General features: G+C 71.9%; 26 protein-coding genes. 17 read left to right on the top strand and 9 right to left on the bottom strand.

All coding sequences use genetic code 11. The features are described 5' to 3' along the window. Positions 1–2: 2 nt before the first annotated feature. The 3 genes from cmdF to BJ981_RS29755 all read left to right on the top strand — a co-directional run bounded on the left by cmdF (position 3) and on the right by BJ981_RS29755 (position 3589). Positions 3–1607 (top strand): tyrosine 2,3-aminomutase, encoded by a 1605-nt coding sequence (gene cmdF / locus BJ981_RS29745; protein ID WP_184616740.1) that lies wholly within the window; start codon positions 3–5, stop codon positions 1605–1607. A 293-nt stretch (positions 1608–1900) separates the two neighbouring features. Beyond that, on the top strand, positions 1901–3259 hold the full coding sequence (locus BJ981_RS29750; protein WP_184616741.1) for a condensation domain-containing protein: 1359 nt from the start codon (positions 1901–1903) through the stop codon (positions 3257–3259). Positions 3260–3313: 54 nt separating this feature from the next. Beyond that, positions 3314–3589 carry a phosphopantetheine-binding protein gene (locus tag BJ981_RS29755; protein ID WP_184616742.1) on the top strand — a complete coding sequence of 92 codons (276 nt, stop codon included), beginning with the start codon at positions 3314–3316 and terminating at the stop codon, positions 3587–3589. A 136-nt stretch (positions 3590–3725) separates the two neighbouring features. On the opposite strand, the gene BJ981_RS29760 is transcribed toward BJ981_RS29755, so the two are convergent. Together BJ981_RS29760 and BJ981_RS29765 are read right to left on the bottom strand one after the other, a co-directional pair. Continuing rightward, positions 3726–4727 (bottom strand): trypsin-like serine peptidase, encoded by a 1002-nt coding sequence (locus tag BJ981_RS29760; RefSeq protein ID WP_239139301.1) that lies wholly within the window; start codon positions 4725–4727, stop codon positions 3726–3728. Between the two features lie 247 nt (positions 4728–4974). After that, entirely contained in the window at positions 4975–6570 is a 1596-nt protein-coding gene (locus tag BJ981_RS29765; protein ID WP_184616744.1) for a 4-hydroxyphenylacetate 3-hydroxylase family protein, read from the bottom strand. A 282-nt stretch (positions 6571–6852) separates the two neighbouring features. Here BJ981_RS29765 and BJ981_RS29770 point away from each other — a divergent pair, with 282 nt between their 5' ends. The 3 genes from BJ981_RS29770 (at position 6853) to BJ981_RS29780 (ending at position 10113) form a co-directional block, all read left to right on the top strand. Next, the gene (locus BJ981_RS29770; protein WP_184616745.1) at positions 6853–8037 is read left to right on the top strand and encodes an acyl-CoA dehydrogenase family protein; all 1185 of its coding nucleotides are present in this window, start codon (positions 6853–6855) and stop codon (positions 8035–8037) included. Positions 8038–8123: 86 nt separating this feature from the next. After that, positions 8124–8531 (top strand): SgcJ/EcaC family oxidoreductase, encoded by a 408-nt coding sequence (locus tag BJ981_RS29775; protein WP_184616746.1) that lies wholly within the window; start codon positions 8124–8126, stop codon positions 8529–8531. A 454-nt stretch (positions 8532–8985) separates the two neighbouring features. Then, a complete protein-coding gene (locus BJ981_RS29780) occupies positions 8986–10113 on the top strand; it encodes a hypothetical protein (protein WP_184616747.1) in 1128 nt (375 codons plus the stop codon). Positions 10114–10202: 89 nt separating this feature from the next. On the opposite strand, the gene BJ981_RS29785 is transcribed toward BJ981_RS29780, so the two are convergent. Beyond that, complete coding sequence (locus BJ981_RS29785; protein WP_184616748.1) at positions 10203–10679, bottom strand: MarR family winged helix-turn-helix transcriptional regulator; 477 nt, start codon at positions 10677–10679, stop codon at positions 10203–10205. Between the two features lie 225 nt (positions 10680–10904). Here BJ981_RS29785 and BJ981_RS29790 point away from each other — a divergent pair, with 225 nt between their 5' ends. From BJ981_RS29790 to BJ981_RS29800, 3 genes are all read left to right on the top strand, one after another. Beyond that, positions 10905–11063 carry a hypothetical protein gene (locus BJ981_RS29790; RefSeq protein WP_184616749.1) on the top strand — a complete coding sequence of 53 codons (159 nt, stop codon included), beginning with the start codon at positions 10905–10907 and terminating at the stop codon, positions 11061–11063. A gap of 13 nt (positions 11064–11076) precedes the next feature. Beyond that, a complete protein-coding gene (locus BJ981_RS29795) occupies positions 11077–11553 on the top strand; it encodes a MarR family winged helix-turn-helix transcriptional regulator (protein ID WP_184616750.1) in 477 nt (158 codons plus the stop codon). Positions 11554–11665: 112 nt separating this feature from the next. Beyond that, a complete protein-coding gene (locus tag BJ981_RS29800; protein WP_184616751.1) occupies positions 11666–12652 on the top strand; it encodes a helix-turn-helix domain-containing protein in 987 nt (328 codons plus the stop codon). A 9-nt stretch (positions 12653–12661) separates the two neighbouring features. On the opposite strand, the gene BJ981_RS29805 is transcribed toward BJ981_RS29800, so the two are convergent. Continuing rightward, positions 12662–13063, bottom strand: a complete 402-nt coding sequence (locus tag BJ981_RS29805; RefSeq protein WP_184616752.1) for a hypothetical protein — start codon at positions 13061–13063, stop codon at positions 12662–12664. 248 nt (positions 13064–13311) lie between these two features. Here BJ981_RS29805 and BJ981_RS29810 point away from each other — a divergent pair, with 248 nt between their 5' ends. The 5 genes from BJ981_RS29810 to BJ981_RS29830 all read left to right on the top strand — a co-directional run bounded on the left by BJ981_RS29810 (position 13312) and on the right by BJ981_RS29830 (position 18117). After that, the gene (locus BJ981_RS29810; protein WP_184616753.1) at positions 13312–14373 is read left to right on the top strand and encodes an NAD-dependent epimerase/dehydratase family protein; all 1062 of its coding nucleotides are present in this window, start codon (positions 13312–13314) and stop codon (positions 14371–14373) included. A 182-nt stretch (positions 14374–14555) separates the two neighbouring features. Beyond that, positions 14556–16097, top strand: coding sequence for an acyl-CoA carboxylase subunit beta (locus tag BJ981_RS29815; RefSeq protein WP_184617653.1), 1542 nt, complete (start codon positions 14556–14558; stop codon positions 16095–16097). Between the two features lie 248 nt (positions 16098–16345). Then, positions 16346–16915, top strand: a complete 570-nt coding sequence (locus BJ981_RS29820; protein ID WP_184616754.1) for a hypothetical protein — start codon at positions 16346–16348, stop codon at positions 16913–16915. Continuing rightward, positions 16912–17376: a hypothetical protein gene (locus tag BJ981_RS29825; RefSeq protein ID WP_184616755.1), complete on the top strand. Its 465-nt coding sequence runs from the start codon at positions 16912–16914 to the stop codon at positions 17374–17376. The genes BJ981_RS29820 and BJ981_RS29825 overlap by 4 nt, the downstream gene beginning before the upstream one ends. Before the next feature lie 42 nt (positions 17377–17418). Next, positions 17419–18117 carry a GDSL-type esterase/lipase family protein gene (locus tag BJ981_RS29830; protein WP_184616756.1) on the top strand — a complete coding sequence of 233 codons (699 nt, stop codon included), beginning with the start codon at positions 17419–17421 and terminating at the stop codon, positions 18115–18117. A gap of 21 nt (positions 18118–18138) precedes the next feature. Here the strand turns inward: BJ981_RS29830 and BJ981_RS29835 are convergent, their stop codons facing one another. The 3 genes from BJ981_RS29835 to BJ981_RS29845 all read right to left on the bottom strand — a co-directional run bounded on the left by BJ981_RS29835 (position 18139) and on the right by BJ981_RS29845 (position 20080). Further along, positions 18139–18882, bottom strand: coding sequence for an alpha/beta fold hydrolase (locus tag BJ981_RS29835; protein ID WP_184616757.1), 744 nt, complete (start codon positions 18880–18882; stop codon positions 18139–18141). Between the two features lie 155 nt (positions 18883–19037). Then, entirely contained in the window at positions 19038–19796 is a 759-nt protein-coding gene (locus BJ981_RS39490; RefSeq protein WP_184616758.1) for a 4'-phosphopantetheinyl transferase family protein, read from the bottom strand. 26 nt (positions 19797–19822) lie between these two features. Then, positions 19823–20080 carry a hypothetical protein gene (locus BJ981_RS29845; RefSeq protein ID WP_184616759.1) on the bottom strand — a complete coding sequence of 86 codons (258 nt, stop codon included), beginning with the start codon at positions 20078–20080 and terminating at the stop codon, positions 19823–19825. A 364-nt stretch (positions 20081–20444) separates the two neighbouring features. On the opposite strand from BJ981_RS29845, the gene BJ981_RS29850 reads away from it, so the two are divergent. Continuing rightward, positions 20445–21872: a WS/DGAT/MGAT family O-acyltransferase gene (locus BJ981_RS29850; RefSeq protein WP_184616760.1), complete on the top strand. Its 1428-nt coding sequence runs from the start codon at positions 20445–20447 to the stop codon at positions 21870–21872. 24 nt (positions 21873–21896) lie between these two features. On the opposite strand, the gene BJ981_RS29855 is transcribed toward BJ981_RS29850, so the two are convergent. Further along, a complete protein-coding gene (locus BJ981_RS29855; protein ID WP_184616761.1) occupies positions 21897–22193 on the bottom strand; it encodes a hypothetical protein in 297 nt (98 codons plus the stop codon). Then, a complete protein-coding gene (locus tag BJ981_RS29860) occupies positions 22190–22528 on the bottom strand; it encodes a hypothetical protein (protein WP_184616762.1) in 339 nt (112 codons plus the stop codon). Before BJ981_RS29860 ends, BJ981_RS29855 begins: the two co-directional genes overlap by 4 nt. Positions 22529–22644: 116 nt before the next feature. Here BJ981_RS29860 and BJ981_RS29865 point away from each other — a divergent pair, with 116 nt between their 5' ends. Continuing rightward, positions 22645–23406, top strand: a complete 762-nt coding sequence (locus BJ981_RS29865; protein ID WP_239139299.1) for a GntR family transcriptional regulator — start codon at positions 22645–22647, stop codon at positions 23404–23406. Between the two features lie 140 nt (positions 23407–23546). Continuing rightward, positions 23547–25073, top strand: coding sequence for a gamma-glutamyltransferase family protein (locus BJ981_RS29870; protein ID WP_239139298.1), 1527 nt, complete (start codon positions 23547–23549; stop codon positions 25071–25073). Positions 25074–25326: the final 253 nt, after the last annotated feature.

Below are 25326 nucleotides of genomic sequence, written 5' to 3' on the forward strand. Positions count from 1 at the left end.
ACGTGACTCTGGTCGACACCGAAGTTTCCGTTGATTTCGACGGCGAGACCTTGGACATTCCGCGGATCAGGCGGGTCGCCGAGAACGGCGCGCACGTCACCGTGTCCTCCGGGGCGCTGGCCCGCGCCGCGGCGAGCCGGCGGGTCTTCGAGGACACCGTCCGGCAGGGCCTGCCCGTCTACGGGGTCACCACCGGGTACGGCGAGATGATCTACATGCTGGTGGACACCTCCAAGGAGGTGGAGCTCCAGACCAACCTGGTGCGCAGCCACAGCGCCGGCGTGGGCCCGCTGTTCGCCGAGGACGAGGCCAGGGCCATCCTCGCGGCCCGCCTGAACGCCCTGGCCAAGGGCTACTCGGCGGTGCGCCCCGAGCTGCTGGAACGCCTCGCGCTCTACCTGAACCTGGGGATCACCCCGGCGATCCCGGAGATCGGCTCCCTGGGCGCGAGCGGCGACCTGGCCACGCTCGCGCACATCGCCGTCACCGTCATCGGCGAGGGCTACGTGCTGCGCGACGGCCGCCGCGTCGAGACCGGCGCGGTGCTGCGCGAGCACGGCATCGAGCCGCTGGAGCTGCGCTTCAAGGAGGGCCTGGCGCTGATCAACGGCACCTCCGGCATGACGGGCCTCGGCTCGCTGGTGGTCGGCCGCGCGCTGGACCAGATCCGCCAGGCCGAGATCGTCACCGCCCTGGTCGTGGAGACCCTGCGCGGCTCGACCAGCCCGTTCCTGCCGGAGGGCCACGACATCGCCCGTCCGCACGGCGGCCAGATCGACACCGCCGCCAACATGCGCGCGCTCATGCGCGGCAGCGGCGTCGCCGTCGAGCACGCCGAGCTGCGCCGGCAGGCCCAGGAGCAGCGCTCCGACGACGGCGTCTCGCGCACCGAGGTCTACCTGCAGAAGGCGTACACGCTGCGCGCCATCCCGCAGGTCGTCGGCGCGGTCAGGGACACCCTGTACCACGCGACCGAGAAGCTGCAGATCGAGCTGAACTCCTCCAACGACAACCCGCTGTTCTTCGAGGGCCAGGAGATCTTCCACGGCGCCAACTTCCACGGCCAGCCGATCGCGTTCGCGATGGACTACGTCACGATCGCGCTCACCCAGCTCGGCGTGTTCTCCGAGCGCCGCACCAACCGCCTGCTCAACCGCCACCTGAGCGACGGCCTTCCCGAGTTCCTCGTGCAGGGCGACCCCGGCCTCAACAGCGGCTTCGCCGGCGCGCAGTACCCGGCGACCGCGCTGGTGGCGGAGAACAGGACCATCGGCCCGGCCAGCACCCAGAGCGTCCCGTCCAACGGCGACAACCAGGACGTGGTCAGCATGGGCCTCATCTCGGCCCGCAACGCCCGCCGGGTGCTGAACAACAACACCAGGATCCTCGCCGTCGAGTTCCTGGCCGCGGCCCAGGCCGTCGACCTGTCGGGCCGCTACGAGGGCCTCAGCCAGGCGGGCAAGGCCACCTACGACCTGGTCCGCTCGCTGGTGCCGACCCTGGAGCAGGACCGCTACATGTCCGACGACCTGGAGACGGTGGCCGCCGCGATCGCGCGCGGCGACTTCGTCCGGGCCGTCGAGGGCGCCGGCGTCGAGCTGCGCTGACCCCGCCACGAGGACGACGCCTTCCCGGGACCGCGCTCCCGGGAAGGCGTTCCTCTTCCGCCGGGAAATGCGCCCGCGATTCGGCAACGTGGAAGAACCCATTTCTCCGGCGGCGTAGTTGAATAACCGGTATGACGGCCCGCGCGGCGTTTCCCGCCGGCCGCGCGGGCGCCGTCGATTCACCGGAAAGAAACGCGGCGCCGCCCCGCGAAATCGAGCAGCCGTGCGGCGCCGCGAGCGTGCTTCCGCGGTCCGATCCCGCGCAGGCGGACCTGAAAGGGGTTCGAGGCCTCATGAGCATTTCTGAGACGATCGACGCGCCGGAGACGACGCGGATTCCGCTGTCCTTCAACCAGGAATTCCTGTGCATGTTCGACACGGGCGGCGACGACGGGCCCTTCGGCTCGCACTACAACATCGTGTACGGCTGGCGGCTCGAAGGCCGCCTGGACGTCGAGGCGCTGCGCGAGGCGCTGAACGACGTCGTGGCCCGGCACGAGGCGCTGCGCACCTCCATCGAGACCGACGAGCACGGCCGGTACCAGAAGGTGCTGCCGCCGGCGCCGGTCTCGCTGGAGGTGCGCGACCTGTCCGGCACCGACCCGGTGGACCGCGACCGCATCGCCGGCGAACTGGTCAACGAGGCCGAGGCGGGGGCGTACGGCATCGAGGAGATGCCGCTGCTGCGCGGCGTCCTCGGCCGGTTCGACGCCCGGGACGCGGCGCTGGTGCTCATCGCGCACCACTCCGCCGTCGACGAGTGGTCCATGCGGCTGCTCATGCGCGACCTCGCCCTCTGCTACGCGGCGCGCCGGGGCCAGGACGCGCCCGCGCTGCCCGAGGTGCACCAGTACCAGGAGTTCGCCCGCTGGCAGCTCGACACGCTCGCCGGCGGCGGCAAGGCCCGCGCCTACTGGCGCGAGAAGCTGAGCGGGGCCCAGGTCTCGGCGACGCGCACCGACCATCCGCGCTCGGAGAACCGGCCGAAGACCACCTCCTGGCACCGGTTCGCCATCGGCAAGGACACCACCGCGGGCATCCTCAAGCTGTCCAGGACGACCCGCAGCTCGCCGTTCATGATCCTCCTCGCCGGGTACAGCGTGCTGCTCGGCAAGGTGAACGACTCCACCGACATCGTCGTGCCGACGTTCGCCTCCGGCCGGGGGCAGGCGCGGTTCCACGACACCGTGGGCTCCTTCTTCAACTTCATGCCGCTGCGCACCGACCTGTCCGGCGCCGGCACCTTCCGCGAGGTGGTGAAGCGCGTCCGCGCGACGTGCATGGAGGCCTACTCCAACGACATCCCCTTCGCGCAGGTGCTGGAGGAGGTCCCGGCCCTCATGGCGCCGCTCGGCGAGGACGACCGCGCCGTGGCCGCCTTCCAGGTGTTCCGCTCCCCGTTCGCGAGCGACCGCGAGGTGGCGGGCGACCTGGAGTACGCGGAGATCCCGCGCCGGATCGACCAGCCGGTGGGCGGGGACGTCCCCGACGGCGCGCTGTGGCAGCTCGAGATCGACTCCTCCGGGGAGATCCTCGCGACGCTGGGGTTCAACAGCAACCTCTTCGACGAGAGCACCTTCACCGCGCAGGCCGCCGAGTTCACCCGGCTGCTGCGGGCGGCGATCGCCGACCCCGACGCGCCCCTGAGCTGAGAAGACACCGCCCACACCGGAACGACACGCCTTGCCGGCACATAGGAGGACCCAATGAGCAGCGGCCACACCGGGGACCTGGCGACCCAGGACATCCAGGAGAAGGTCGAGAAGATCTGGAACGACGTGCTCGCGGTGCGCGTCGGCGAGGAGAACGCGACGTTCTTCGAGCTGAACGGCGAGTCGATCGCGGCCACCCGCATCGCCTCGCGCGTCGGCGACGAGATCGGCGTCGAGATCGAGGTCGCCGACATCTTCGAGGACGACCCCACCCTCGCCCAGTTCACCCGCACGATCCTGGCGAAGGCGAGCACCGTCTCCCGCGCCTGAACCACCCCACGGCGTCGTGACCATCCCGGCGCCACACCACCGAAGCCCCTGGCGCGGGACCACTCCCGCCCAGGGGCTTCGTCATGCCTGTGGCCGTGTGGCGCGTCGCGCCGCCGGGACGGCCATGAGGGGCCGGCTAGGCGATGGAGCCGGTCCAGTAGGCCTCGGCCTTGCGGTAGACCGCGTAGGTGTCGCTGTTGAAGTAAGGGGAGACGCCGGTGTCGAACCGGTCGTCGCCGTCGGTGTCGGAGACGCTCATCGTGATGCCGTTGAGATAGCCGGTACGGGTGTCGCTCGCGTAGTCGGTCAGCCACGAGGAACCGAGGGAACCGTCGCCGGTGAACGGGGAGTCCACGCCGACGGGCCGGTCCGCGAGCGGGTTCGTGACGTTCATCGTGAACGTCGGTCCGGTCGAGCGTTCGAGGGTGTCGCCCGTGTAGGGCAGGCTGCCGTCGGGGTTCGGGCCGGCCGGATAGCCGAAGACGTCGACCGCGGGCGCGAGCGGCCGGTTGAACGCGAGCCCCTGGCCGCCGGTGTTGTCGGCCAGCCGTCCGGCATTGGTCAGCGTGTCCGGGGAGGAGAAGACGACACCGCTGTACACGTTGACGAAGGCGTAGTCGCGGTCGTGGTCGCGGACGTCGTCGAAATCATAGTGAGTGACGCCCTGCTTCCCGACGTACAGGCCGAACGGGGTCGTGCCGTCGGTGTAGCCGGGGACGAAGACCCACTTGGTGAGCGGGCCGGCCGGGGCTTCGATGTCCAGCAGGCAGTGACCCGCCGTCGCGACGACGTTCCGGTAGCGCCCCTGCACGGCGGTGCCGGTGCACCAGTGCGGCTGGAGGTCACTGCCGATGAAGAACACCTTGCCCGAGGTGGTGGGAACCGACCCCTCCGGCGAGGACGGCCCCTCCACCGGCGGGACGGAAACCGGGGGGCCGTCCGGAACGATGTCCGTGGACAGGCGCTCCCCGTCGGCCGCCGTCCGCACGGTGTACGGCGTGGCGTTCCTCAGATTGGCGGCTCCGTCGGCGAGCCAGAACCTCGCGACCTCCTGGGCCGCCGCCGTCGTGCGGGACAACGGGACCACCAGTACGGCCGCGGCCTCCGCCGGCGCGGCGACGATGGCGGAACTCAACACGCTCAAGCCGGTGCCTAACGCGATCAGTGCACGCCTCAAAGTCGATCTCCCGTCCGGTTCTGGGTGCCTTCGCGCCCGGTCAGCGTGGAGAGCCGGCCGATCAACGGAAACGGCCGGCGAGCAGGGAGATCGTAACCGCGCCCGGGGCCCTCGTCCTAGATGTTTTTAGATCACGTGTTCGATACAAGTCCCCGTGGAGCGCCGACAGCCACCCGGGGGTGCCTGGTGGCTGTCGGGGGAAGGAGGGTCAGGCGGTGAAGGGGGAGGCGCCGCCGATGTGGCGGAGGTGGTCGAAGGAGGAGAGGTCGGGGACGGTCCAGCCGTCCAGGTCGTACTCGTCGAGGCACTGCTGGACGAAGTCCTTGTAGCCGTCGATCTGGCCGTTGCCGAGCTGGTGGTTCAGCAGTTCCACGCGGGTGTTCTCGTGGTTGCCGGCGTAGTTGCGCTCGTACAGCTCGTGGCGCCCGCCGAACTCGGTGCCGACCGCGTCCCAGAGGAGCTTCATCACCTTGATGCGCTCGACGGCGTCGCTGCCGTCCGAGCCGCGGATGTACTTGTCCAGGTACGGCCGGATGTCGGGGTTCTTGAAGTCCTCGGCGCTGGAGTTGATGTAGATCAGGCCGCTGGCGATGTCCTGCTGGATGATCTCCTTGACCCGCGGGTAGCCGACCTGCAGGAACCACCGGTACGCCAGCCCGTAGGCCGGGTTCGGCAGCAGGGCGCCGTCCTTCCACTCCACCGGGTTGCGCGCGGCGGCGTCGGAGAAGGCCCAGAACAGGTTGCGCCAGGCCAGGACCTCGCCGATGCGGGTCTGGACGCCGCGGAAGTCCTTGGTGCCGGTCATCTCGGTGGCCCGGATGAGCAGGCCGGCGATGAACTCCAGCTTCACGGCCAGGCGCGTGCAGCCGTGGAAGGTGAACCGCTCGACGAAGCCGGAGCGGCCGGTGAAGAGCATGGCCTTGCCGAGGTGCCCGTAGACGAAGACGTTCTCCCAGGGGATGAGCACCTTGTCCAGCACGAGGATGGTGTCGTTCTCGTCCAGCCGTGAGGACAGCGGGTAGTCGAACGGGCTGCCCATCACGGTCGCGTTGGCCGTGTACGACGGGCGGCAGATCAGCTTCATGCCGGGCGCGCCCATGGGCACGGTGGCGACGAGCGCGAACTTCTTGTCCTTGATCGGCAGGCCGTAGTGGGCGATGAAGTTGTAGTGCGTGAGCGCCGAGCCGGTGGCGACGACCTTGGCGCCGCTGACGATCAGGCCCGCGTCGGTCTCCTTCTCGACGTGGATGAACACGTCGGCGACCTCGTCCGGCGGCCGGTTGCGGTCGACGGGCGGGTGGACGATGGCGTGGTTCCAGAACAGCACCTTCTCCTGCGCCTCGCGGTACCAGCGGCGCGCGTTGTCGGAGAACGGGTCGTAGAACTCGGCGTTCGCGCCCAGCGTGCCGAGGAAGGACGCCTTGTAGTCGGGGCTGCGGCCCATCCAGCCGTAGCTCATCCGCGCCCACGCGGCGATGGCCTGCTGGTCGGCGACCAGGTCCTCCACGCTGTGCGGCGTGGTGAAGAAGCGGTGGGTGTAGCCGTCGCTTCCGGTGTCGGTCGGCTTGGTCAGCACGTCGCGGGTACGCGGGTCGTGCAGGGCGTCGTACAGCCGCGCCGTCATCCGGATGGGGTTGTGGAACGCGGGATGCGTGGTGACGTCGCGCACCCGCTCGCCGTACAGGTAGATCTCGCGGTCGTCGCGGAGGCTTTCGATGTACTCGTCACCCGTGAACGGGCGAGTCTTCGGCCGCGTGGCGGCCGCCGGGTCGCCGTTCCCCGGGCTGGTTTCCTCTACTAGCACCTCAGCTCCTCGGTGGTTCAGTGGCCGTCGAGCGTCGCCGTCCGCGGATCTCCATGCTCACCCGGGCCGTGAAATAGGGCATCTCTCACATTGCGCTTCCCGGCGCTCCGGGGCCCTCGCGCACCGCAATCCAGAAGATGCGTCTCCCGGGGGCGAATGCGACCGTTCAGTGGTGAGCATCGGCGGACGGCCATTCGGCTGCGATTGTTTTACGGCTCTGCGGCGCAATTCGCCGGCTCCCCGATGGTCCGTCGGAATTCTTTTTTCCAGGAGGAAGAGAAAATGGTGCTGACGACCGATGTTCCGACGCGGGAACAGATTCTCGCCCGGGTTCAGGAGACGCTCCCAACCCTGCGCAAGAACGCGGACTGGAACGAGGAGAACCGCCGCGTCCATGAGGAGTCCATCGAGGCCCTGGCCGAGGCCGGCGTCTTCAAGCTGAGGACGCCCATCCGCTACGGCGGCTACGAGTCCGACACCCGCACCCTCGTCGACGTCGCCAGCGCGATCGGCACGGCCGACGGCTCCACCTCGTGGGTGGCGTCGGTCTTCTGGATCCCGACCTGGATGGCCTGCCTGTTCCCCGACCACGTCCAGGACGAGGTCTTCTCGACCCCCGACGTCCGCATCTGCGGCACGCTCAGCCCGACCGCCATGGCGGTCCCGGTCGACGGCGGCATCGTCGTCAACGGCAAGTGGGGCTTCATCAGCGGCGCCCACCACAGCCAGTGGCAGGTCATCGTCACGGTCCTGGTCGCCCCCGAGGGCGAGCCGCAGCCGATGATGGCGCTGGTCCCGATGTCGGACCTTCAGGTCATCGACGACTGGCACACCTCCGGCCTCAAGGCCACCGGCAGCGTCAGCACGGCCGCCCAGGACCTGTTCATCCCCGCGGACCGCGTGCTGCACATCGGCCAGGTCCTGACGGGCCTGGGCGTCTCGGCGGCCAACGCCACCAGCGCGATCTACAACGCCCCGCTGCTCCCGGTCGCCTCGGCCTCCTCGGTCGGCGCGCTGCTGGGCATGGCCAGGGGCGCGCGGGCCGCGTTCTTCGAGCGCCTGCCCGAGCGCAAGATCACCTACACTGGCTACACCAGCCAGGCCGAGGCCCCGCTGACCCACCTGCAGGTCGCGGACGCCGAGATGAAGATCGACGAGGCGGAGTTCCACGCGCACCGCCTCGCCTCCCTGGTGGACGCCAAGGCCGCCGAGGCCGCGCAGTGGACGATGGAGCAGCGGGTCAAGGCCCGCGCCGACATGGGCGCGGTCGTCCGGCTGGCCAAGGAGGCCGTGGAGATCTACGCCTCCGCCAGCGGTGGCTCCTCCATCTACAGCCACCAGCCGATCCAGCGGTTCGCCCGCGACGTGCAGGCCGTGAACCTGCACGCGCTGATGCACCCGAACACCAACGCCGAGCTGTACGGCCGCCTGCTGTGCGGGCTCCAGCCCAACACTCTCTACGTCTGACCGCCGGCCGGGAACGGCGGCCACGCCCGCCGTCCCCGGCTTTCCCGGCATCTCCGTTCAGGGAATCCACCGAAAGGGCTTGAGTCATGGCCACACCCACCGCCGAACTGGAGAAGGCGGCCGTCGCCGCCGTCCCGTTCCGTATCGTCACCGCCTGGGCCCGTCAGGACGCCAAGGCGTTCGCCAACGTCTTCACGCCGGACGGGACCATGATCCTTCCCGGCTCCTACAACAAGGGCACGGCGGAGATCGAGGCGTTCATGGCGGACGCGTTCAAGAACAAGTACAAGGGCACCACGGTCACCGGCACGCCCCTTGACCTGCGGTTCCTCACGCCCGACACCGCGGTGATCACTACCGGGGGCGGCGTGCTGTCGCCGGGGGAGACCGTCGTCTCGGACAAGGAGGCCATCCGGGCGACCTGGGTGATCACCCGGTACGAGGGTGACTGGAAGCTCGCCGCCTACCAGAACTGCTCCCGCGACGAGGTCTGATCCGCCGCGGGCGCCCGACGGACATCGGCCCGGCGCCGCCGCCCGTGACCGGGGAGACCCGGCCGCGGGCGCGCGCCGGGCCGGTGGTACGTCCCCCGCGCGCCGGGCACGGCGCGGCGCGCTTTTCATTTCCCTGTGCGGCGGGCGCGCCGTACGAGATCGATCACACCGCGGCCACGGGGACTCCCGCGCGGGAGAAATGCCCGGCCACGGGATTTCTTCCATGTTGCTGGATGGGTCCTTACTTGTTGACGTGCGCTTTCGCGGGCGTGGAGCATTGGTGGTGTGCCAGTGCCTTGCGTGGTCCGCGGCACGTGCCGGGTGCTGGACGCCGGGCGAATCGGTCGCGCGGTCCGGTCGGCGGCACGAACCTTCCGGCGGCGGCAGGGGGCCGCGAGCCGAAGGGCCCGCCGCCGGGCCCTTCCCATGTCCGGACCGTCGCGAGGAGTGACTGATGGCGCCCATTCCCGACAGCCCGCGATCGGCGATCTCGGCGTCGCGGCCGCCGGTCCACTCGGGCGACGTGCACGCCGCGCGCGGCAGGGACGTCAGGGACGACACCGAGGTCACGACAAGCGCGGATCGCGCAGAGCGCACAGAGCACACGGAGGGCACGGAGGGCACGGAGGGCACCGCCGAGGTGCTCGGCGGTGAGGTGCACCTGGCGTACGCGCGGCGCGCCGCCTCGGGCCTCGTGACCGTGGCCGCCGGCTTCACCCCGCGCGCCGCCCGCGCCCGCGCCGAGAGGCGGGCCACCGCCCTGGACGCGCTGCACGCCATCCCCGGCTCCCGGCCCGACCCGGACGACGACGTCAGGGAACTGAGCCTGGCCGACTTCATGCCCGAGCCGCCGGCCGACATCGAGGCGCGGGTCGCCGGCATCGGCCTGCTGAGCGGCGACCGCTACGCGCTGCCCGCCGAGATCGTGTGGCTGGGCGACAGGGACGGCCGCGTCGAGCCGACCGCGGTCGGCGTGCCGGACGACGGCGAGGACGGCGCGATCGCCGACCTGCTCGCGCACGACATGGTGACCCGCTGGTGGACGAGCCCGCGCGCGCCGCTGCTGCGCGTCTCGGAGCACCTGGCGCGCCTGATCCCGGAGGGCGCCGCCGCGGCGGCGTCGTTGCTGGGACTGCGGGTCTCGGTGTTCCTGCTGCCAGGACCGGACTTCCAGATCGCGGTGGCGGGGGTGAGCGGCGACGGCGCCACGATCGCCGCCGCGGCGGCGCGCACGGCGCGCGCCGCGGTGGAGGAGGCGTTCCTGCGCGCGATCGCCGCGCGGGCGCAGCCGTGGAGCACCTTGCCCGTGGCGGACTCGCTGCGCAGGCTCACGGTGTGGCACCGCGAGAACGACTACCTGGCGTATCTGGAATGGTCGGCGCTGGAGGCCGACCCGGCGGCGGTCGAGGCGATGGGCGTGGGCGTCGCGTCGCCGAGCTGGGCGGAGATCGCCACGCGCCGGTTCGGGCACGAGCCGGTCCTGGTGACGGCGTTCGGCCACGCCGTGAAGGTGGTCTGCCCGGGAGCGGCCTGCTACCGCACCGCCCCGCCGGGCACCCCGCTGCCCTGTCCGGTGCCGTAGGAGCCGCCCGGCCCGGTGCCGTGGGACGCCGAGCCCGCAGGCGGGAGGCGGCGGGAAGAGGCGGGGTCAGAGCCCGGGCGAGAGGCGGGTCAGGGCTGGGCGGGCCGGTCGCGGTCGTGGACCAGGCGCCACAGCAGGGTGTTGAGCCGGGCGCGCTCGTCGGCGTCCAGCGGCGCCAGGAAACCGTCCAGGGCGTTCAGCATGACCGGGGCCAGCTCGTCGTGCAGCAGGGCCTGGCCTTCGCCGGTGAGTCCGATCGCGTACTTGCGCCGGTCGTCGGGGTTGCGGGCGCGTTGCACCAGGCCGAGCCTTTCCAGGCCGTCCACGACGCTGACCATTGTGGTCCTGTCGATTCCGTGAATGCGGGCCAGTTGCTGCTGGGACTGCGGGCCCATTGAATCGATGGCCGCGAGCACGATGAAATCCTTGGCGCGCAGGCCGAAGGGCTCGACCGCCGTTTCCAGGATGTCGCTGAAAAGATCGTCGGCCTTGCTCAGCAGAACGCTCGTGGAACTGGACAGGAAGGCCGGGAGGAGGACATCGGCATGCGGGGAATCAGCGCTCACGTGAATGCCTTCCGTGGGGAACTGTCCGGAAATGCGTGGCATGCCGTTATTGCTACGCCGCCATATGGCAAGAGTGTCACATGTGCTCATGTGCGACGCAACAGCGGGAGACAAACCGTCAGGATCACTGATTGACAAGTTTGCTGATGATCTGCCAAGCTACCTATTGGCGAGGGTCGAAGCGCCTTGCCCGGTGTTCACCGCCGTGTGGCGAGGAGGGTTCCCATGTCCGAAGACGGGCGCGGCGGCCCCGACGCCGGCACCACCTGGGACGAGCTGAGCGCCATCTGGGAAGAGGTGCGCGACATCGTGTCGGCGTGGGAGCAGTCCCAGCCGTCCGCGAGCGCGTGGGCCAAGCCGCCCCTGGGTCCCGAGGTCCTGTGAAGGAGGGGAAGGCATGGGCGGAACCCGGCGCGAGCCCGCGCCGGCCGCGCCGTTGCTCGCCGAGTCCACGGCCTGGCTGCTGAACGGCGCCGCGCGCGAGGTCACGCTGAGGTTCGAACGGGCGCTGCGCGGCGACGAGCTGCGCTGGCGCGACTACGGCGTGCTCGGCGTTCTGGAGGCCGCGGGCTCGCTGTCCCAGCAGGAGATCGGACGGCGCCTCGGCGTCGACCGCTCCACCATGGTGCACATCATCGACGTCCTGGAAGGGCGCGGGCTGGTGGCGCGCGGGCGCGACCGCGCCGACCGCAGGGCCTACGCCATCGAGCTCACCGAGGCCGGGCGCGCGTTCCTGCGCGACACGCTGCATCCCCTGACCGCCGAGGTCCACGAGGAGCTGATCGGCGGGCTCTCGGCCGAGGACCGCGCGCACCTGGACCGCATCCTCGCGCTGCTCGCCTCGCCCGGCGCGGGCGAGGAGCGCACGATGTGATGGTATACGAACCATCTGATGTCTGATAATTTGTGATTACACATATCCTGGGGAGGCGGGGCGGGAACCCCGGCGTCCACCCCGGGTGAGGTACATGGCCAGGAGGCGCGCCATGGACGTTTCCGTGATCGGGCTCACCGATGAGGCGGTGGAGGTCTATCGCTACTTCCTGCGAAACCCGGGCGCCGGCGTCGGCTCGATCCGGCAGGGCCTCGACCTCGACCCCGACAGCGTCGAGGCCGCCATCGACACGCTGGCCAACCTGCAGTTGATCGACCTCGCCGACCGCCACCGGGTGGTCGCCACCGAGCCCCGCATCGGCATCGAGCGACTCATCGAGGAACGCCTCAACGAGCTGAACACCGCGATCCGCCGCGTGCTCGCGGCCCGCGACGCCATCGCCGCCTTCGTCGAGGACCAGCGGCACGGCGAGAACGCCACCTCCATGCTCGACATCGAGCGCGTGGAGGGCCTGGACCGGGTCCGCCAGCGGCTGGACGACCTGGGCTTCTTCTCCTACCGGGAGACCCTGTGCCTGCACCCGGGCGGGCCGCTGTCGCCCGGGGCCATCGAGACCGCGCTGCCCCTGGACACCCGGTCCCTGCGGCGCGGCCTCGCGGTCAAGGCGGTGTACCACCCCAAGGCCCTGGACGACCCGCTGATGTCCGCGTACCTGCGTGACGTCGTGGGCCTCGGCGGCCAGATCCGCATCACCGAGGACCCCATGGACCGTATGGTGATCTTCGACCGCAGCGTCGCGGTCGTGCCGATCCACCCCAAGGAGAGCGCCAGGGGAGCCCTGCTGGTCCGCGAGGCCGGCCTGGTCTCCCAGCTCGTCACCTACTTCGACGGCGTCTGGGACGCCGCCGTCGACTTCCGCGAGTTCACCGAGCCCACCACCGACGGGCCGCTCCTCTCCGACCTCGAACGCCGGGTGCTCGCCGTGATGGCGACGGCGGACAAGGACGAGATCGCGGCCCGCGAGATCGACGTCTCGGTGCGCACCTACCGGCGCTACGTCGCCGACCTGATGGCCAGGCTCGGCGCCGTCAACCGTTTCCAGGCCGCGCTGCGCGCCAAAGAGGAGAACTGGATCTGAGCCCCCGGCTCACACCTGTGGAGACAAGGTCCGGCACGCCGCCACCTCCCACTCGCCGACCTCCGGATTGGTGAGCACGGCGGCCACTTCCTCGCGAATTCGCGCCGCCGGGAGCACGTCGGCGTACACGCGAAGCGCCATTCCCTCGCCCGTCTGCTGCAGGTCCTTGCGCCAGTTCCGCGGCAGCAGCGAGAGAATTCTGATTCCCGCGACCAGGGAATTGGGCGCGGCGTTTCCGTCCCTGCGGCGAATCGCCAGCTCGACCAGGATCGGCGCGTGCCCGGCGCCGTCGTCCTCCGCGGGGGAGGGCATGGAGTCCCAGGTCGTGCCGGGTACGGTGGCGGTCCGTGCGCTGCCCTCACCGGTGCCGGAGGGCGCGCTGACGGTTGGCGGAATTTTCGTGGGCGTCATTTCCCGATCCGTTTTCTGCGTGTGCGATGCCGGTTCTCATACGACAACTTTGGGGGGTCGGGGACCGCCCGGCCACCCGCTGCACGGGCAGCAAGTTGCCTGCCCCATAGCAGCTTGCTGCCATGGAGGACCACTTGCGCCGTGGTTTCGAAAGGCGGTCGCGCCGCGTCCCGGGCGATCAGCACACTCGGAGATGCGAGCCGGGAGCGCCAGGCATTTCACTGGTCTGGATCAGAGGAGATGATCTGATGCTGGTAAGCGTGACCGGCGGCACCGGATTCGTCGGCGCACATTCGGTCGCGGCCTTCGTCCGTGACGGCCACCGCGTCCGCATGCTCGTGCGCGACCCCGCGAAGGCCGCCCGCGTCCTCGCGCCGCTCGGCGTCGACGCCGGCGACGTCGAGCTGGTCCCGGGCGACGTCACCGACGAGCCGAGCGTGGCGCGGGCGACGCGCGGCGCCGAGGCCGTGCTGCACGCCGCCTCGGTGTACTCCTTCGACAGCAGGCGGCACGCCGAGATGCGCCGCACCAACGAGCGCGGCACCGGCGTCGTGCTCGGCGCCGCCCGCCGCGCCGGCGTCCGGCGGATCCTGCACGTCTCCAGCGTCGCCGCCCTGTTCCCCGGAACCCCCGGCCCCGGCGGGCGGGTGATCGACGCGGACTCGCCGGTCGGCCGGCCCCGCGAGACGTACATGGCGAGCAAGGCGGCCGCCGAGGCCGTCGCCCGCGCCCACCAGGAGGACGGGGCGCCCGTCGTCATCACCTATCCGCCCGCGCTGCTCGGCCCGCACGACCCGAACCTCGGCGACCAGACCTCGCGGGTGCGCGCCGTGCTGCGCGGCCTCACGCCGATGTGGCCGGGCGGCGGCTTCCCGGTCGGCGACGTGCGCGACACCGCCGAACTGCACGCCCGGTTGCTCACCGCGCCGGACGGCGTGCCCGGCAGGCACTTCGGCCCCGGCCGCTACCTCACCACCCGCGCGTACGTGGACGTGCTGCGCGAGGTCACCGGCCGCGCCCTGCCCGCGGTGTTCCTCCCGGCCGCGGCGATGCTCCCGGCGGGGGCGCTCACCGGCCTGCTGCAGCGCGTGTGGCCGTGGCACATCCCCGCCGAGTACGGCGCCATCTACACCTGCGCCTGCGCCACCCGGGTGGCCGGGCACGCCAGCACCTACGGGATCACCCCCCGGCCCGTCGCCGAGACCGCCGCCGACACGGTGCGCTGGCTGCATGAGACCGGCTGCCTGACCGCCGGTCAGGCCGGGGCGGCGGCCCGGCGGCCGGGCCTTGTGTCTGGAGGAGCGCGATGAGGGGAGAAGCCGCCATGGGCGAGCGGACCGCGACCGGCCCGGGCCTCGACCCCGCCGACGTGCCGATCGAGCCGCTGACCCCGCTCGGCCCGGTGAGCCCGCTCGACTTCGTCCCGGTCCCCGTGCCCCGCCACGAGCAGGACGGCCCCGCCAGGCCCGCCGAGACCTCCGCTCCGGCGAGCATGGCGGCGCTGCGCGAGCGGCGCGACGGCCTGCGCGACCGCATCGTCGCCGGCCGTCCCGACGGCGTCGCCCGCCAGCACGCGCTCGGCAAGCTCACCGCGCGCGAGCGCATCGACGCCCTCCTCGACGAGGACTCGTTCATCGAGCTGGACATGTACCGCCGCCACCAGGCGCACGGCCTGCGCATCGAGGAGAACCGCCCGCACACCGACGGCGTGGTCACCGGCTCGGGCACCATCCACGGCCGCCGCGTGTTCGTCTACGCCCAGGACTTCACCGTCTTCGGCGGCTCGCTCGGCGCGGCGCACGCGGCGAAGATCCACAAGGTGATGGACCTGGCCATCTCCACCGGCGCGCCGCTGATCGGCCTGCTCGACAGCGGCGGCGCCCGCATCCAGGAGGGCGTGGTCGCGCTCAGCGGATACGGCGGCATCTTCCAGCGCAGCGTGCAGGCCTCCGGCGTGATCCCGCAGATCAGCGTCGTGCTCGGCCCGTGCGCCGGGGGAGCGGCCTACACCGTCGCGCTCGCCGACTTCGCCTTCATGGTGCGCGACATCGCCCAGATGTACCTGACCGGGCCCGACGTCGTGGCGGCCGTCAGCGGCCAGCGGGTCAGCCACGCCGAGCTGGGCGGCGCCGACGTGCACGGCGGGCGGTCCGGCCTCGCGACGTTCGTGTACGACGACGAGCGGAGCTGCCTGGCCGAGGTCAGGTACCTGGTGTCGCTGCTGCCCGCCAACAACATGGAGTTCCCCCCGGCCGAGCCGCCCCGCGACGCCACCGCCGACGTGCGCCCCCGGCTGGCCGGCATCGTCCCCGTCGAGCCGAACAAGCCCTACGACATGCGGCTCGTCATGGCCGAGATCCTCGACGACGGGGACTTCATGGAGGTGCACCAGGACTGGGCGCAGAACGTCGTCTGCGCGCTCGGCCGCCTCGACGGCGAGGTGGTCGGCGTGGTCGGCAACCAGCCCATGGTGCTCGCGGGCGTGCTGGACGTCACCGCCTCCCAGAAGGCCGCGCGCTTCGTCCGGTTCTGCGATGCCTTCAACATCCCCCTGGTCACGCTCATCGACGTGCCCGGCTTCCTGCCCGGCGTCGACCAGGAGCACGCGGGCATCATCCGGCACGGCGCCAAGCTGCTGTACGCCTACTGCGAGGCCACCGTGCCGCGCGTCCACGTCATCGTCCGCAAGGCCTACGGCGGCGCGTACATCGTCATGGACTCCCGCACGATCGGCACCGACCTCTCTCTGGCGTGGCCCACCAACGAGATCGCGGTCATGGGCGCCGAGGGCGCCGTCAACGTCATCTTCCGCAAGGAACTGGCCGCCTCGATGGACCCGGCCCGGCTGCGCGCCGAGCTGGTCGCCGAGTACACCGAGCAGCTCATGCACCCGCACTACGCCGCCGAGCGCGGCCTGGTGGACGACGTCATCGACCCCGTGCAGACCCGCGCGGCGGTCGCGCGCGGGCTGGCGATGCTGCGCAACAAGCGCAGGCCCGCGCCGCAGCGCAAGCACGGCAACGTGCCGCTGTGACGCGTGGGGCGTTTATGGGGCCGCCCGCATCGGCTTTCCGCACCGCGCCATTTCCCGGCGGAAGGGAAACCCTTCCACATACCCCGTCCGGGAAAGTGAGCATATGAGAAGAAGACCCGGCGGGTCGTCCCGCCGACAATTGACGTGATTTCCCGCGCCGCACGAGAAACGCGCGGCCGGGATCCCCCGGCGCGCGATCACCCGTACGCCGGTGTACGGCCATGAACGTGGAAATCGAGGTTCGCCCCATGGCTACAGAGACCGCCCGGCTCGGTTCCGTCGATTCCGGATCGGCGCTGAACGGCCGCCATCACAAGGCCGCCCTGTACGTCTTCTCGTTCGTCGTGCTCGCCCACTGGGCCGAGCACATCGCCCAGGCGATACAGATCTACGCCCTCGGCTGGCCGCTGCCCGAGGCCCGCGGCGTGCTCGGGCTGCCCTTCCCGTGGCTCGTGAAGTCGGAGTGGATGCACTACGGCTACGCGCTGCTCATGCTCGTCGGACTGATCATGCTGCGCAAGGGCTTCACCGGCAGGTCGCGCACCTGGTGGAACATCTCGCTCGGCATCCAGGTCTGGCACCACTTCGAGCACCTGCTGTTGCTCCTGCAGGCGATCACCGGCAACAACCTGGCCGGCAAGCCCGTCCCGACGAGCATCATCCAGCTCCTGGTCCCGCGCGTGGAGCTGCACCTGTTCTACAACACCGTCGTCTTCATCCCCATGGTCGTGGCCATGGTGCTCCACCTGCGCCCGAACGCGGCCGAGCGCGCCGAGGCGAGGTGCAGCTGCGCCCTGCCCGTGCCGGCGCGGGCATGACGTCCGGGAGGCGGAGGCGTTCTCCGTTCCTCACCATCGTCCTGACCTTCATCGGCGCGCTGCTGCTGTACCTGGCCGTGCCGAGCATCGGCCCGACCCTGCGGGCCGCGCGGGCGGAGGGGACGCCGGGCGAGTTCACCGCCCGGCAGCTCTACTGCATCCAGCACCCCGGGCACGAGAGCTGCACCTGGCTCGGGGACTTCCGCACGAAGTCCGGGGAGATCCGCACCGACATCGCCCTGTACGGCAGTGATCGCACTACGCTCCGCGCCGGGGAGAGCACCAGGGCCATCGACGTGGGGCGGCCCAACCAGGTGTACGGCCCCGGCGGATCCAACGAGTGGATCTTCACGGGCCTGCTGCTCCTGGCCGGCCTGGCGATCCTGGTGTTCCTGTACCTCCCGCGGTCGCGCGGACCGGCACGCGGGCGCCCCGCCGAGGAGGCGGCGGCCGGAGTCTGACGGAGGCACGCCATCCCGGGGACCGACACCACGATCATGATCGTGGGAGACTCGATCAGTCAGGGCCGGGAGGGCGACCACACCTGGCGCTACCGGCTGTCCCGGAGCCTGACCCGCCACGGCGTCCCGGCGCGCTTCGCCGGGCCGTGGCGGGGCACGTGGGTGCCCTCGGCGGCGCAGCCGCCCGGCGGACGTCCCGCGCCGCCCGGCCACCCCGCCTACGCGGGACCGTACCGGGAGGGGCTGCGCTTTCCCGACAGCCGGCACTACGCGTGCTGGGGGCGGCGGCTCGACGAGGCCAAGGACAACATCGCGGACGCGGTCGCCGAGCACCGCCCCGACTGGCTGATGGTCGCGCTCGGCTTCAACGACCTGGCCTGGGGCGTCTGCGGCCCCGACCGCCTGCTCGCCGCCATGGCCGCCTTCGTCCGCCGGGCCAGGCGGGCCGCCCCCTCGATCGGCCTGCTGGTGGCCGACGTCGTGCACCGCACGCCGCTGGAGGAGCACCCCCACCTGGAACGCGACGTCGCCGCCTACAACCGGCGGCTGCCCGCGCTGCTGGAGGGCCTGTCGACCGCCCGCTCGCCGGTGGCGCCGGTGGGCCTCGGCGTCGTCTACGACGCGCGGACCGACAGCTACGACGGTCTGCATCCGAACGAGCTCGGCGAGATCAAGATCGCGCGGGCGTTCGCCGAGGCGTACCAGGCCGCGGTGCGCAGGCCGGCGCCCGTCCCGGGCTGACCGGCTCGGCGAGCGGGCCGGTCAGCGGGACTCGGATGCCAGCGAGGCGCCGGAGGCGATGGAGCTGAGCAGGGTGACGAGCTGGTCGGGGGCCGAGACCATCGGCCAGTGGCCGGTGTTGAGGGTGTGGAACGACCAGTTGGGCCGGCCGCGCATCGCGGCGACGTCCGGGGAGATCTTGCCGCCGAAGTGGTCCTTGGCGCAGACGACGTAGGTCGCGTGCTGCTGCTCCAGCGGGCGGGTGAGCACCGCGGGCTCCGACAGGGTGTGCCCGGGGTGGCCGACGAAGCGATCCACCAGCCAGTTGGCCTGCTGGATCGACAGATCCTGCCCGTCGGCGACGATCGTGACGTCGGGGGTGGGCCAGCGCCCGCGGTTCTCGGCGATCAGGCGCAGCTCGCCGGCGCGCTGGCGTTCAGGGAAGGCGTGCAGCATCGACTTGCCGTGGTGGGGCAGGAAGCCCTCCACGAACACGGTGTGGGCGACGCGGCCCGGCGCGCGGTCGGCGACCTGACCGGCCACGATGCCCGAGTAGCTGTGCCCGACGAGGATGACGTCCCGCAGGTCGTCCTGCTCCAGCAGGGTGAGGACGTCCTCGACGTGGGTGGCGAGGCCGACGGCGGACACGTCGGCCTCGGCGTTGGCCAGCCCGGAGAGAGTGACCGGACTGACGGGATGCCCCCGGGCGCGCAGCCCGCGGGTCACCGGCTCCCAGACCCATGCGCCCATCCAGGGGCCGGGGACCAGGACGAAATGATTTCTCACGGAGCGGGCTTCCTCTCCTTTTCACCTGGACTGCCACTCGATAAGCGCGAAATCGGCCTGGCGGCGCGTTTTATGTATCGGGCCCAGAGGGCCGTGCCGGCGGTGAATTACCGTGGTTATTCATTCAACAGTCTTGTGCCGGATCGCGTCAACGGTCATGCGGCCAGAGGCGCGGCGGCGGGGAAGTCGGCGGGCGCCAGCTCCGCCGCGTTCCTTTCGACCACCGTGATCGGCAGATGGTCGGTGATGATCGCGACGGTGCCCGTGTACCCGTCGCCGGGGAAAAGGGTGCGCAGTTGCAGCGCGGCCGGAGGGATCTCAAGCGGCCAGGCGATCAGTTCCGGGTGCTCGGTGGCTTCGCTGACCTCCACTTTGTTCGGGGCGATCCGCAGACCGTGACCCGTGGCCTTCAAAACGGCCTCTTTGCGGGTCCACAGCCGGGCGAAGCCGGCGTGCCGCTCGCCCTCCGGCAGGGTCTCCAGCGCGGCGGACTCGGCCGGGCTCAGCGCGCAGCGCACCAGTTCGCGCAGCGGGGCGTCCGGCACCACCTCCACGTCGACCCCCACCGGGCCGGTGGCCGTCAGCGCCACGGCCACCCGCTCTCCCGAGTGGGACACCGAGACGTGCAACGGGTCCGGGCTCAGGATCCGCGGGCGGCCGTGCGGCTTGCCGCAGCCGTCACAGCCGCGCTCGACGGGCACCTCTTCCGGCGCCACGCCGAGCTGCGCGCCCGCCGCCGTGCGCAGCAGCCAGCACGCCGTGACGAACCGGAGCCGGTCCTCGTCGCGGCGGTACGTCGGCACACGTGTCAGCTCGACGGCGTCGAGCACGCCGATCAGGCTCTCGATCCGGCGGTCCTGCGGGCGTGCCCACCAGACGTGGCACTCGCCGGCCTTGAGGGAGGGGGCGTTCACGGATTCTCGTCCTTCGCGTCGGGGTCTCAAACGGTCACGGGCTCGCAGGCCAGCACTGCCCAGTCGCTCACCTCCGGGTTGGTCAAAATCTCTGTCACCTGGTCACGGATCTGCGTGGCGGTCACGTGGTCGTCGGTCTGCACCCTGATGGCGATCTCGTCGGTCACGTGCCTGAGGTCCTTGCGCCACCGCGGGGGCAGCAGCGCGAGGATCCGGATCCCGTCCACCGGCGAGTTCGGCGACGGTTCTCCGGCGACCCTGCGGAGCGTCAGTTCGACCAGCATGGCGACCCCACTCAGTCCCACGTCGTTCCGGGCGTGGCGGTGGCGGGCTGCCGGGCGGCGCCCGGGATGCCGGCGGCGGTCGCGGCCGGGGGGATTCTGGAGGGAGTCATGGTCGATCCGTGTCTTCGTCGGTTGTCTGTGTCGGTTGCCGGTCGGTCGTCCTTGGTGTCGCACTTCCCACTGTGCGGGCTCACCAGGGCCCGGACCAGGCGAAACGGAGGCAGCAAGTTGCACGGCCGCAGCAGCTTCCTGCCACGCCGCACAAGTGGCCCGCCGCGGCGGGAGGCCCGGCGTCGGAGGGGCAGAGGGGGGAAGGTACAACGGAGAGGGATCAAGGCCGGTGGACGGCCTCAGGAGGTGGACGGTGCGGCAGCTCAGCGCGCTCGACGCGCAGTTCCTCAACTTCGAGAGCGAGACGAACGTCGCGAACGTCGCCGGGCTGTCGATCCTCGACGGCGAGGTGTCCCGCGACGACCTGCTGAAGCTCGTCGAGGAGCGCTCGGCCCTGGTGCCGCAGCTACGGCAGCGGCTCGTGCCGGTGCCGCTCGGCCTCGACCATCCCTACTGGGCGCAGGACGAGGCCCTCGACCTGGACTACCACGTGCGCGAGATCGCCCTGCCCGCGCCCGGCAGCGACCGTCAGCTCGCCGCGCAGGTCGCGCGGCTGCACGCCCGGCTCCTCGACCGCCACCGTCCGCTGTGGGAGATGTACCTCATCCACGGCCTGACCGGCGGCCGTACGGCGCTCTACACCAAGATGCACCACGCGGCGATCGACGGCATGGGCGGCGCCGACGTGCTGGCCGCGTTCATGGACATCGAACCGGACCCGCCGCGCCGCGAGCCCGAGCACCCCGTGGAGCCCGACCGCGCCCCCGAGGCGGCCGAGATGGTCGTCAGGACCGCCGCCCGGCTGGCCGCCAACCCCGCCTACCTGCTCCGGTTCCTGGTCGAGGCCGTCCCGCACCTCGACGAGATCCCGATCGTCTCCCGGCTGCCCGGCGCCGTCCCCGTCTCCCGCGCGATCCGCGGGCTGAGCGCGTGGCTGCGCGGCGCCGAGGAGGAGGTGCCCGAGCTGCCCCGGCTCGCGGTGCCGCGCACGCCCTTCAACGGGCCGGTGTCCGCGCACCGCCGCTTCGCCTTCACCCAGCTCCCGCTGGACGAGATCAAGCAGGTCAAGAACGCCTTCGGGTACACCGTCAACGACGTGGTGATGACGCTGGTCGCGACCGCCGTGCGCCGCTGGCTGGCCGACCACGACGCGCTGCCGGACGAGCCGCTGGTGGCGGGGGTGCCGTTCTCCCTGCGCGAGGACCCCCGGGCGCCGGGCAACCAGGTCACCCTCATGATCACCTCGCTGGACACCCAGGTCGCCGACCCGCGTGAGCGGCTGCGCGCCGTCCACGAGGCGATGGGACGGATCAAGGACCGCTTCAACCTGGCTCCCGCCCGCTGGCTGCGCACGCTGAGCGAGAGCATGCCCGCCGCGCTCACCGGCCTCGCCCACCGGGCGGCGTTCGGCCTGGCCGCGCAGACGACCCCGGCCGTCAACCTGATGGTCTCCAACGTGCCGGGCCCGCAGATCCCGCTGTACGTGTGCGGCCGGCGGCTGCTCGCCCAGTACCCCGTCTCCGTGATCTCCGACGCGAGCGGCGGCGTCAACATCACCGCCTTCTCCTACGACGGGCGCGTGGACGTCGGCGTCATCGCCTGCCGGGCCATGGTGCCCGACGTCTGGTCGCTCGCCGCCTACCTGCACGAGGCGCTGGAGGAGCTGAAGGCCCTGAGCTGACCGGCGGGCCCCAGGGGGACCGGCTCAGTGGGCCAGGCCGAGCAGCAGCTCGGTCCACAGGTGGTCGGCCTCGCGGTACCGCATGCGCGCGGTCTCGTGGTTCTGCCCGGTCTGCTTGTCCGAGCGCCGGACGTACGCGAGGCCGCCGCCCACCACCAGGTAGTACACGCGCGTCCGGCACTCGCACGTCCACCGCAGGATGCGCCGCCGGCTCTCGGCGTTCATGGGCGCGTGCCAGGCGACGCGCCGGCAGTCCTCACGGGGCTTCGGGACGTGCGGGCCGTGGTCGGCGTGCCCCGAGGACGAGGTCAGCGCCGTCAACGCGAGCCCTCCATGCGCGCGGCGATGAGGGCGGAGAGCCCCTCGGCCGTGGGGGCGTGGACCAGCCGGGCCTCCAGCCAGGGGCCGCACGCGTACCAGGTGGGGCCCGAGACCCACACGCGCCACCCCGGGTGGGCCCGGCGCAGCGCCCCGACCTCGCCCTCGACGTCCCGCCGCGCGGGCCCCGCCGGCGCCGCGCCGTGGACCACGCGCGTGACGTGCTCCCGAGGGGCGGGCGGATCGGAGGGGAGGGGAGGCTCCTCGCGGCGCGGGCGCGGGCGGCCGTGTGCGAGACGGGCACGGCAGGCGGCGTAGTAGGCGAGGGCCCCGGCCATCCAACCCCCTTGGCGTCTGCGGCAATCGGTTGACATATACGACAATGGCGAGACGATAAGGTGCGTGTCAACTAGATGACACCACCTGGAACCCCCGGCAGATGGGACACCCGCACGTGTCTGGGCACGCCTACGAGCACATCGCGGCGGAACTGCGCGATGCGATCCTCGCCGGCGGACTCACCCCCGGCGCCCGCCTTCCCCGCCACGCCGACCTGGCCCGCCAGTACGGTGTCTCCGAGATCGTCGTGCGGCAGGCGATCGACGACCTGAAGAACGCGGGCCTCGTCGAGACGCGCGGGCGGGGCGGCACCTGGGTGCGTGAACGGCCGCCGGTGCGCCGCATCTCCTCCGAGCGGTACCTGGCCGACCTCGGCCCGCAGACCGTGCCGCAGACCTCCTTCACCCGCGACCAGGGGATCACCTGGGAGCAGTACCGCCTGGACACCGCCTACCGGTGGATCGGCGCCGACGAGCGCCTCGCCGGGCTGTTCGGCGTCGAGACCGGCGCGCGGGTGCTCGAACGCCACTTCGTCTTCTACGCCGCCGGCGTGCCCGCGCAGGTGTCGCGGGCCTGCCTGCTGGCCGCCGACGTGGAGCGCACGCCCGTGGCCGACTCGCGCAACGAGCCCTGGCCCGGCGGCACGATCAACCAGCTCCGCACGCTCGGCATCGAGGTCGACGACATCAGGGAGTCGGTGACGACGCGCATGCCCACCCCGCAGGAGGCGCAGACGCTGCGCGTCGCGCAGGGCGTCCCGGTGTTCGCGATCACCCGCCTGATGCTCGCGGCCGGGCGCGTGGTGGAGGTCGCCGACCCGATCGTCATCCCGGGCGACCGCGCGATCCTCGACTACAGCATCCCGCTACGGCGCTGAGGTCCGCCGCCCGCGACGGCGGGGACGCCCCCGCGGCCCGATCCTGGGGATGGGGTGAGAAAGAGGTCGGGCGCGCTGTCGTGACGGGGGGCGCGTCGTAGAGTTCGGCCATGGAGTACACGCGGTTCGCCGGGTTAGGCATGGTTTGTACCATCGACCACCTGGCCACGACGGCCGGGGTGACCATGCTCGGCCGCGGCGGCTCCGCGGCCGACGCCGCCATCGCCGCCAACGCGGTGCTCGCCGTGACCGCTCCCCACGCCTGCGGCCTGGGCGGAGACCTGTTCGCGCTCGTCCACGACGGCGCGGGCCCGCCGCGCACCCTCAACGCGTCCGGCCGCGCCGGGTCCGGGGCCGACCCCGACCGGCTGCGCGCCGAGGGGCACGAGCGCATGCCGTTCAAGAAGGACATCAGGTCGGTGCCCGTGCCCGGCTGCGCCGACGGGTGGGTCGCCCTGCACGGCCGCTACGGCCGTCTCCCGCTGGAGGAGATCCTCGCCCCGGCCGTGCGCTACGCCGAGTCCGGGTTCCCCGCCTCGCCGCTGCTCGCCCCGGCGGCGGCCGCGCTGCCGGGCGTGGACGGCCCCGTGGCGCCGGGCGCGCCGCTGCGGCGGCCCGGTGTCGGCCGCGCCCTCGCCGCCCTCGGCGCCGACGGCCGCGACGGCTTCTACCTCGGCGAGTTCGGCGCGGGCCTGCTGGCGCTCGGCCGCGACCCCGAGGCCGGCGGCACCGCCGCGGGGGAGTACTCCGAGGCCGACCTCGCCCGCGTGAACGCCGACTGGGTGGAGCCGGTCGGCGTCCACGCCTTCGGGCACGACGTGTGGACGGTGCCGCCGAACTCGCAGGGATACCTGCTGCCGCTCGCGCTGGCCATCGCCGAGGGCCTCGGGCTGCCCGCCGCGCCCGGCGACCCGCTGTGGGCGCACCTGCTGGCCGAGTCCGCGCGGGCCGCCGGGCACGACCGGCTCGACGTGCTCTTCGAGGGCGCCCCGGTGGACGGCGTGCTGGCCACGGCGAACGAGCGCCGCGCGGGTATCGACCCCGCGCGCAGGTCGCGGCTGCGCCACCTGGTCGCGCCGGGCGACACGACGTACCTGTGCGCCGTGGACGCCGAGGGCATGGGCGTGTCGCTCATCCAGTCCAACGCGGCCGGGTTCGGCAGCATGCTCTTCGAACCGGCGACCGGGATCAACCTGCACAACCGGGGCCTGGGGTTCTGCCTGACCCCCGGCCATCCCGCCGAGTACGGCCCCGGCCGCCGTCCCCCGCACACGCTGGCCCCCGCGCTGGTGACCCGGCCGGACGGGTCGCTGCGCGCGGTGCTCGGCACCATGGGCGGCGACTCCCAGCCCCAGATCCTGCTCCAGGTGCTCGCGCGCCTGCTGGTCTCCGGGCAGACGCCCGGCGAGGCGATCGCCGCCCCCCGCTGGCGGCTCGGCCCGGGGGAGAGCGGTTTCGACGCCTGGGCCGACCCGGACGAGGCGACGCTCGACATCGAGGAGGGCGCCCCATGGGCGGAGGGGCTGCGCGAGCGCGGCCACGACGTCCGGCGCCTGCCCTACGGCGGCGCCTTCGGACATGCCCACCTCATCGACATACGCCCCGACGGCACCCTCGCGGGCGCCGCCGACCCCAGAGCGCTCATCTCCAGCGCCGGCGGCCTCTGACCCCCGGCGGCGTGCCGCTGCCCCCCGCGCACTCCGGCCGTGCGGGAGAGCGTGGTACAGCGCCGGGGCCGTGAGGCGGGGTGGGCTCAGGGCTTCGGGGGCGTGGCCGGAAAAAATACGGCGGGGCGGGAACATCTGCCGCGAGGGCGTGGTTACATTACTCGTGGCTGATGTGTCTGGTGTCCCCGGGCCTCAACTATCGCCTTCGCGGACTACCGTTCGGCTGGAGCCGCGTTGAGCTTTTCGCCGAGAG

Source organism: Sphaerisporangium krabiense (genome assembly GCF_014200435.1).
Lineage (GTDB): Bacteria > Actinomycetota > Actinomycetes > Streptosporangiales > Streptosporangiaceae > Sphaerisporangium > Sphaerisporangium krabiense.

What these genes read in the sequence shown, in the direction of transcription:
- BJ981_RS29750 (WP_184616741.1), top strand. Translation starts at nt 1,901, where the DNA reads ATGAGCATTTCTGAGACGATCGACGCGCCGGAGACGACGCGGATTCCG.
- BJ981_RS29755 (WP_184616742.1), top strand. Translation starts at nt 3,314, where the DNA reads ATGAGCAGCGGCCACACCGGGGACCTGGCGACCCAGGACATCCAGGAG.
- BJ981_RS29770 (WP_184616745.1), top strand. Translation starts at nt 6,853, where the DNA reads ATGGTGCTGACGACCGATGTTCCGACGCGGGAACAGATTCTCGCCCGG.
- BJ981_RS29775 (WP_184616746.1), top strand. Translation starts at nt 8,124, where the DNA reads ATGGCCACACCCACCGCCGAACTGGAGAAGGCGGCCGTCGCCGCCGTC.
- BJ981_RS29780 (WP_184616747.1), top strand. Translation starts at nt 8,986, where the DNA reads ATGGCGCCCATTCCCGACAGCCCGCGATCGGCGATCTCGGCGTCGCGG.
- BJ981_RS29790 (WP_184616749.1), top strand. Translation starts at nt 10,905, where the DNA reads ATGTCCGAAGACGGGCGCGGCGGCCCCGACGCCGGCACCACCTGGGAC.
- BJ981_RS29795 (WP_184616750.1), top strand. Translation starts at nt 11,077, where the DNA reads ATGGGCGGAACCCGGCGCGAGCCCGCGCCGGCCGCGCCGTTGCTCGCC.
- BJ981_RS29800 (WP_184616751.1), top strand. Translation starts at nt 11,666, where the DNA reads ATGGACGTTTCCGTGATCGGGCTCACCGATGAGGCGGTGGAGGTCTAT.
- BJ981_RS29805 (WP_184616752.1), bottom strand. Translation starts at nt 13,063, where the DNA reads ATGACGCCCACGAAAATTCCGCCAACCGTCAGCGCGCCCTCCGGCACC.
- BJ981_RS29810 (WP_184616753.1), top strand. Translation starts at nt 13,312, where the DNA reads ATGCTGGTAAGCGTGACCGGCGGCACCGGATTCGTCGGCGCACATTCG.
- BJ981_RS29815 (WP_184617653.1), top strand. Translation starts at nt 14,556, where the DNA reads ATGGCGGCGCTGCGCGAGCGGCGCGACGGCCTGCGCGACCGCATCGTC.
- BJ981_RS29820 (WP_184616754.1), top strand. Translation starts at nt 16,346, where the DNA reads ATGGCTACAGAGACCGCCCGGCTCGGTTCCGTCGATTCCGGATCGGCG.
- BJ981_RS29825 (WP_184616755.1), top strand. Translation starts at nt 16,912, where the DNA reads ATGACGTCCGGGAGGCGGAGGCGTTCTCCGTTCCTCACCATCGTCCTG.
- BJ981_RS29845 (WP_184616759.1), bottom strand. Translation starts at nt 20,080, where the DNA reads ATGCTGGTCGAACTGACGCTCCGCAGGGTCGCCGGAGAACCGTCGCCG.
- BJ981_RS29860 (WP_184616762.1), bottom strand. Translation starts at nt 22,528, where the DNA reads ATGGCCGGGGCCCTCGCCTACTACGCCGCCTGCCGTGCCCGTCTCGCA.
- BJ981_RS29870 (WP_239139298.1), top strand. Translation starts at nt 23,547, where the DNA reads ATGGTTTGTACCATCGACCACCTGGCCACGACGGCCGGGGTGACCATG.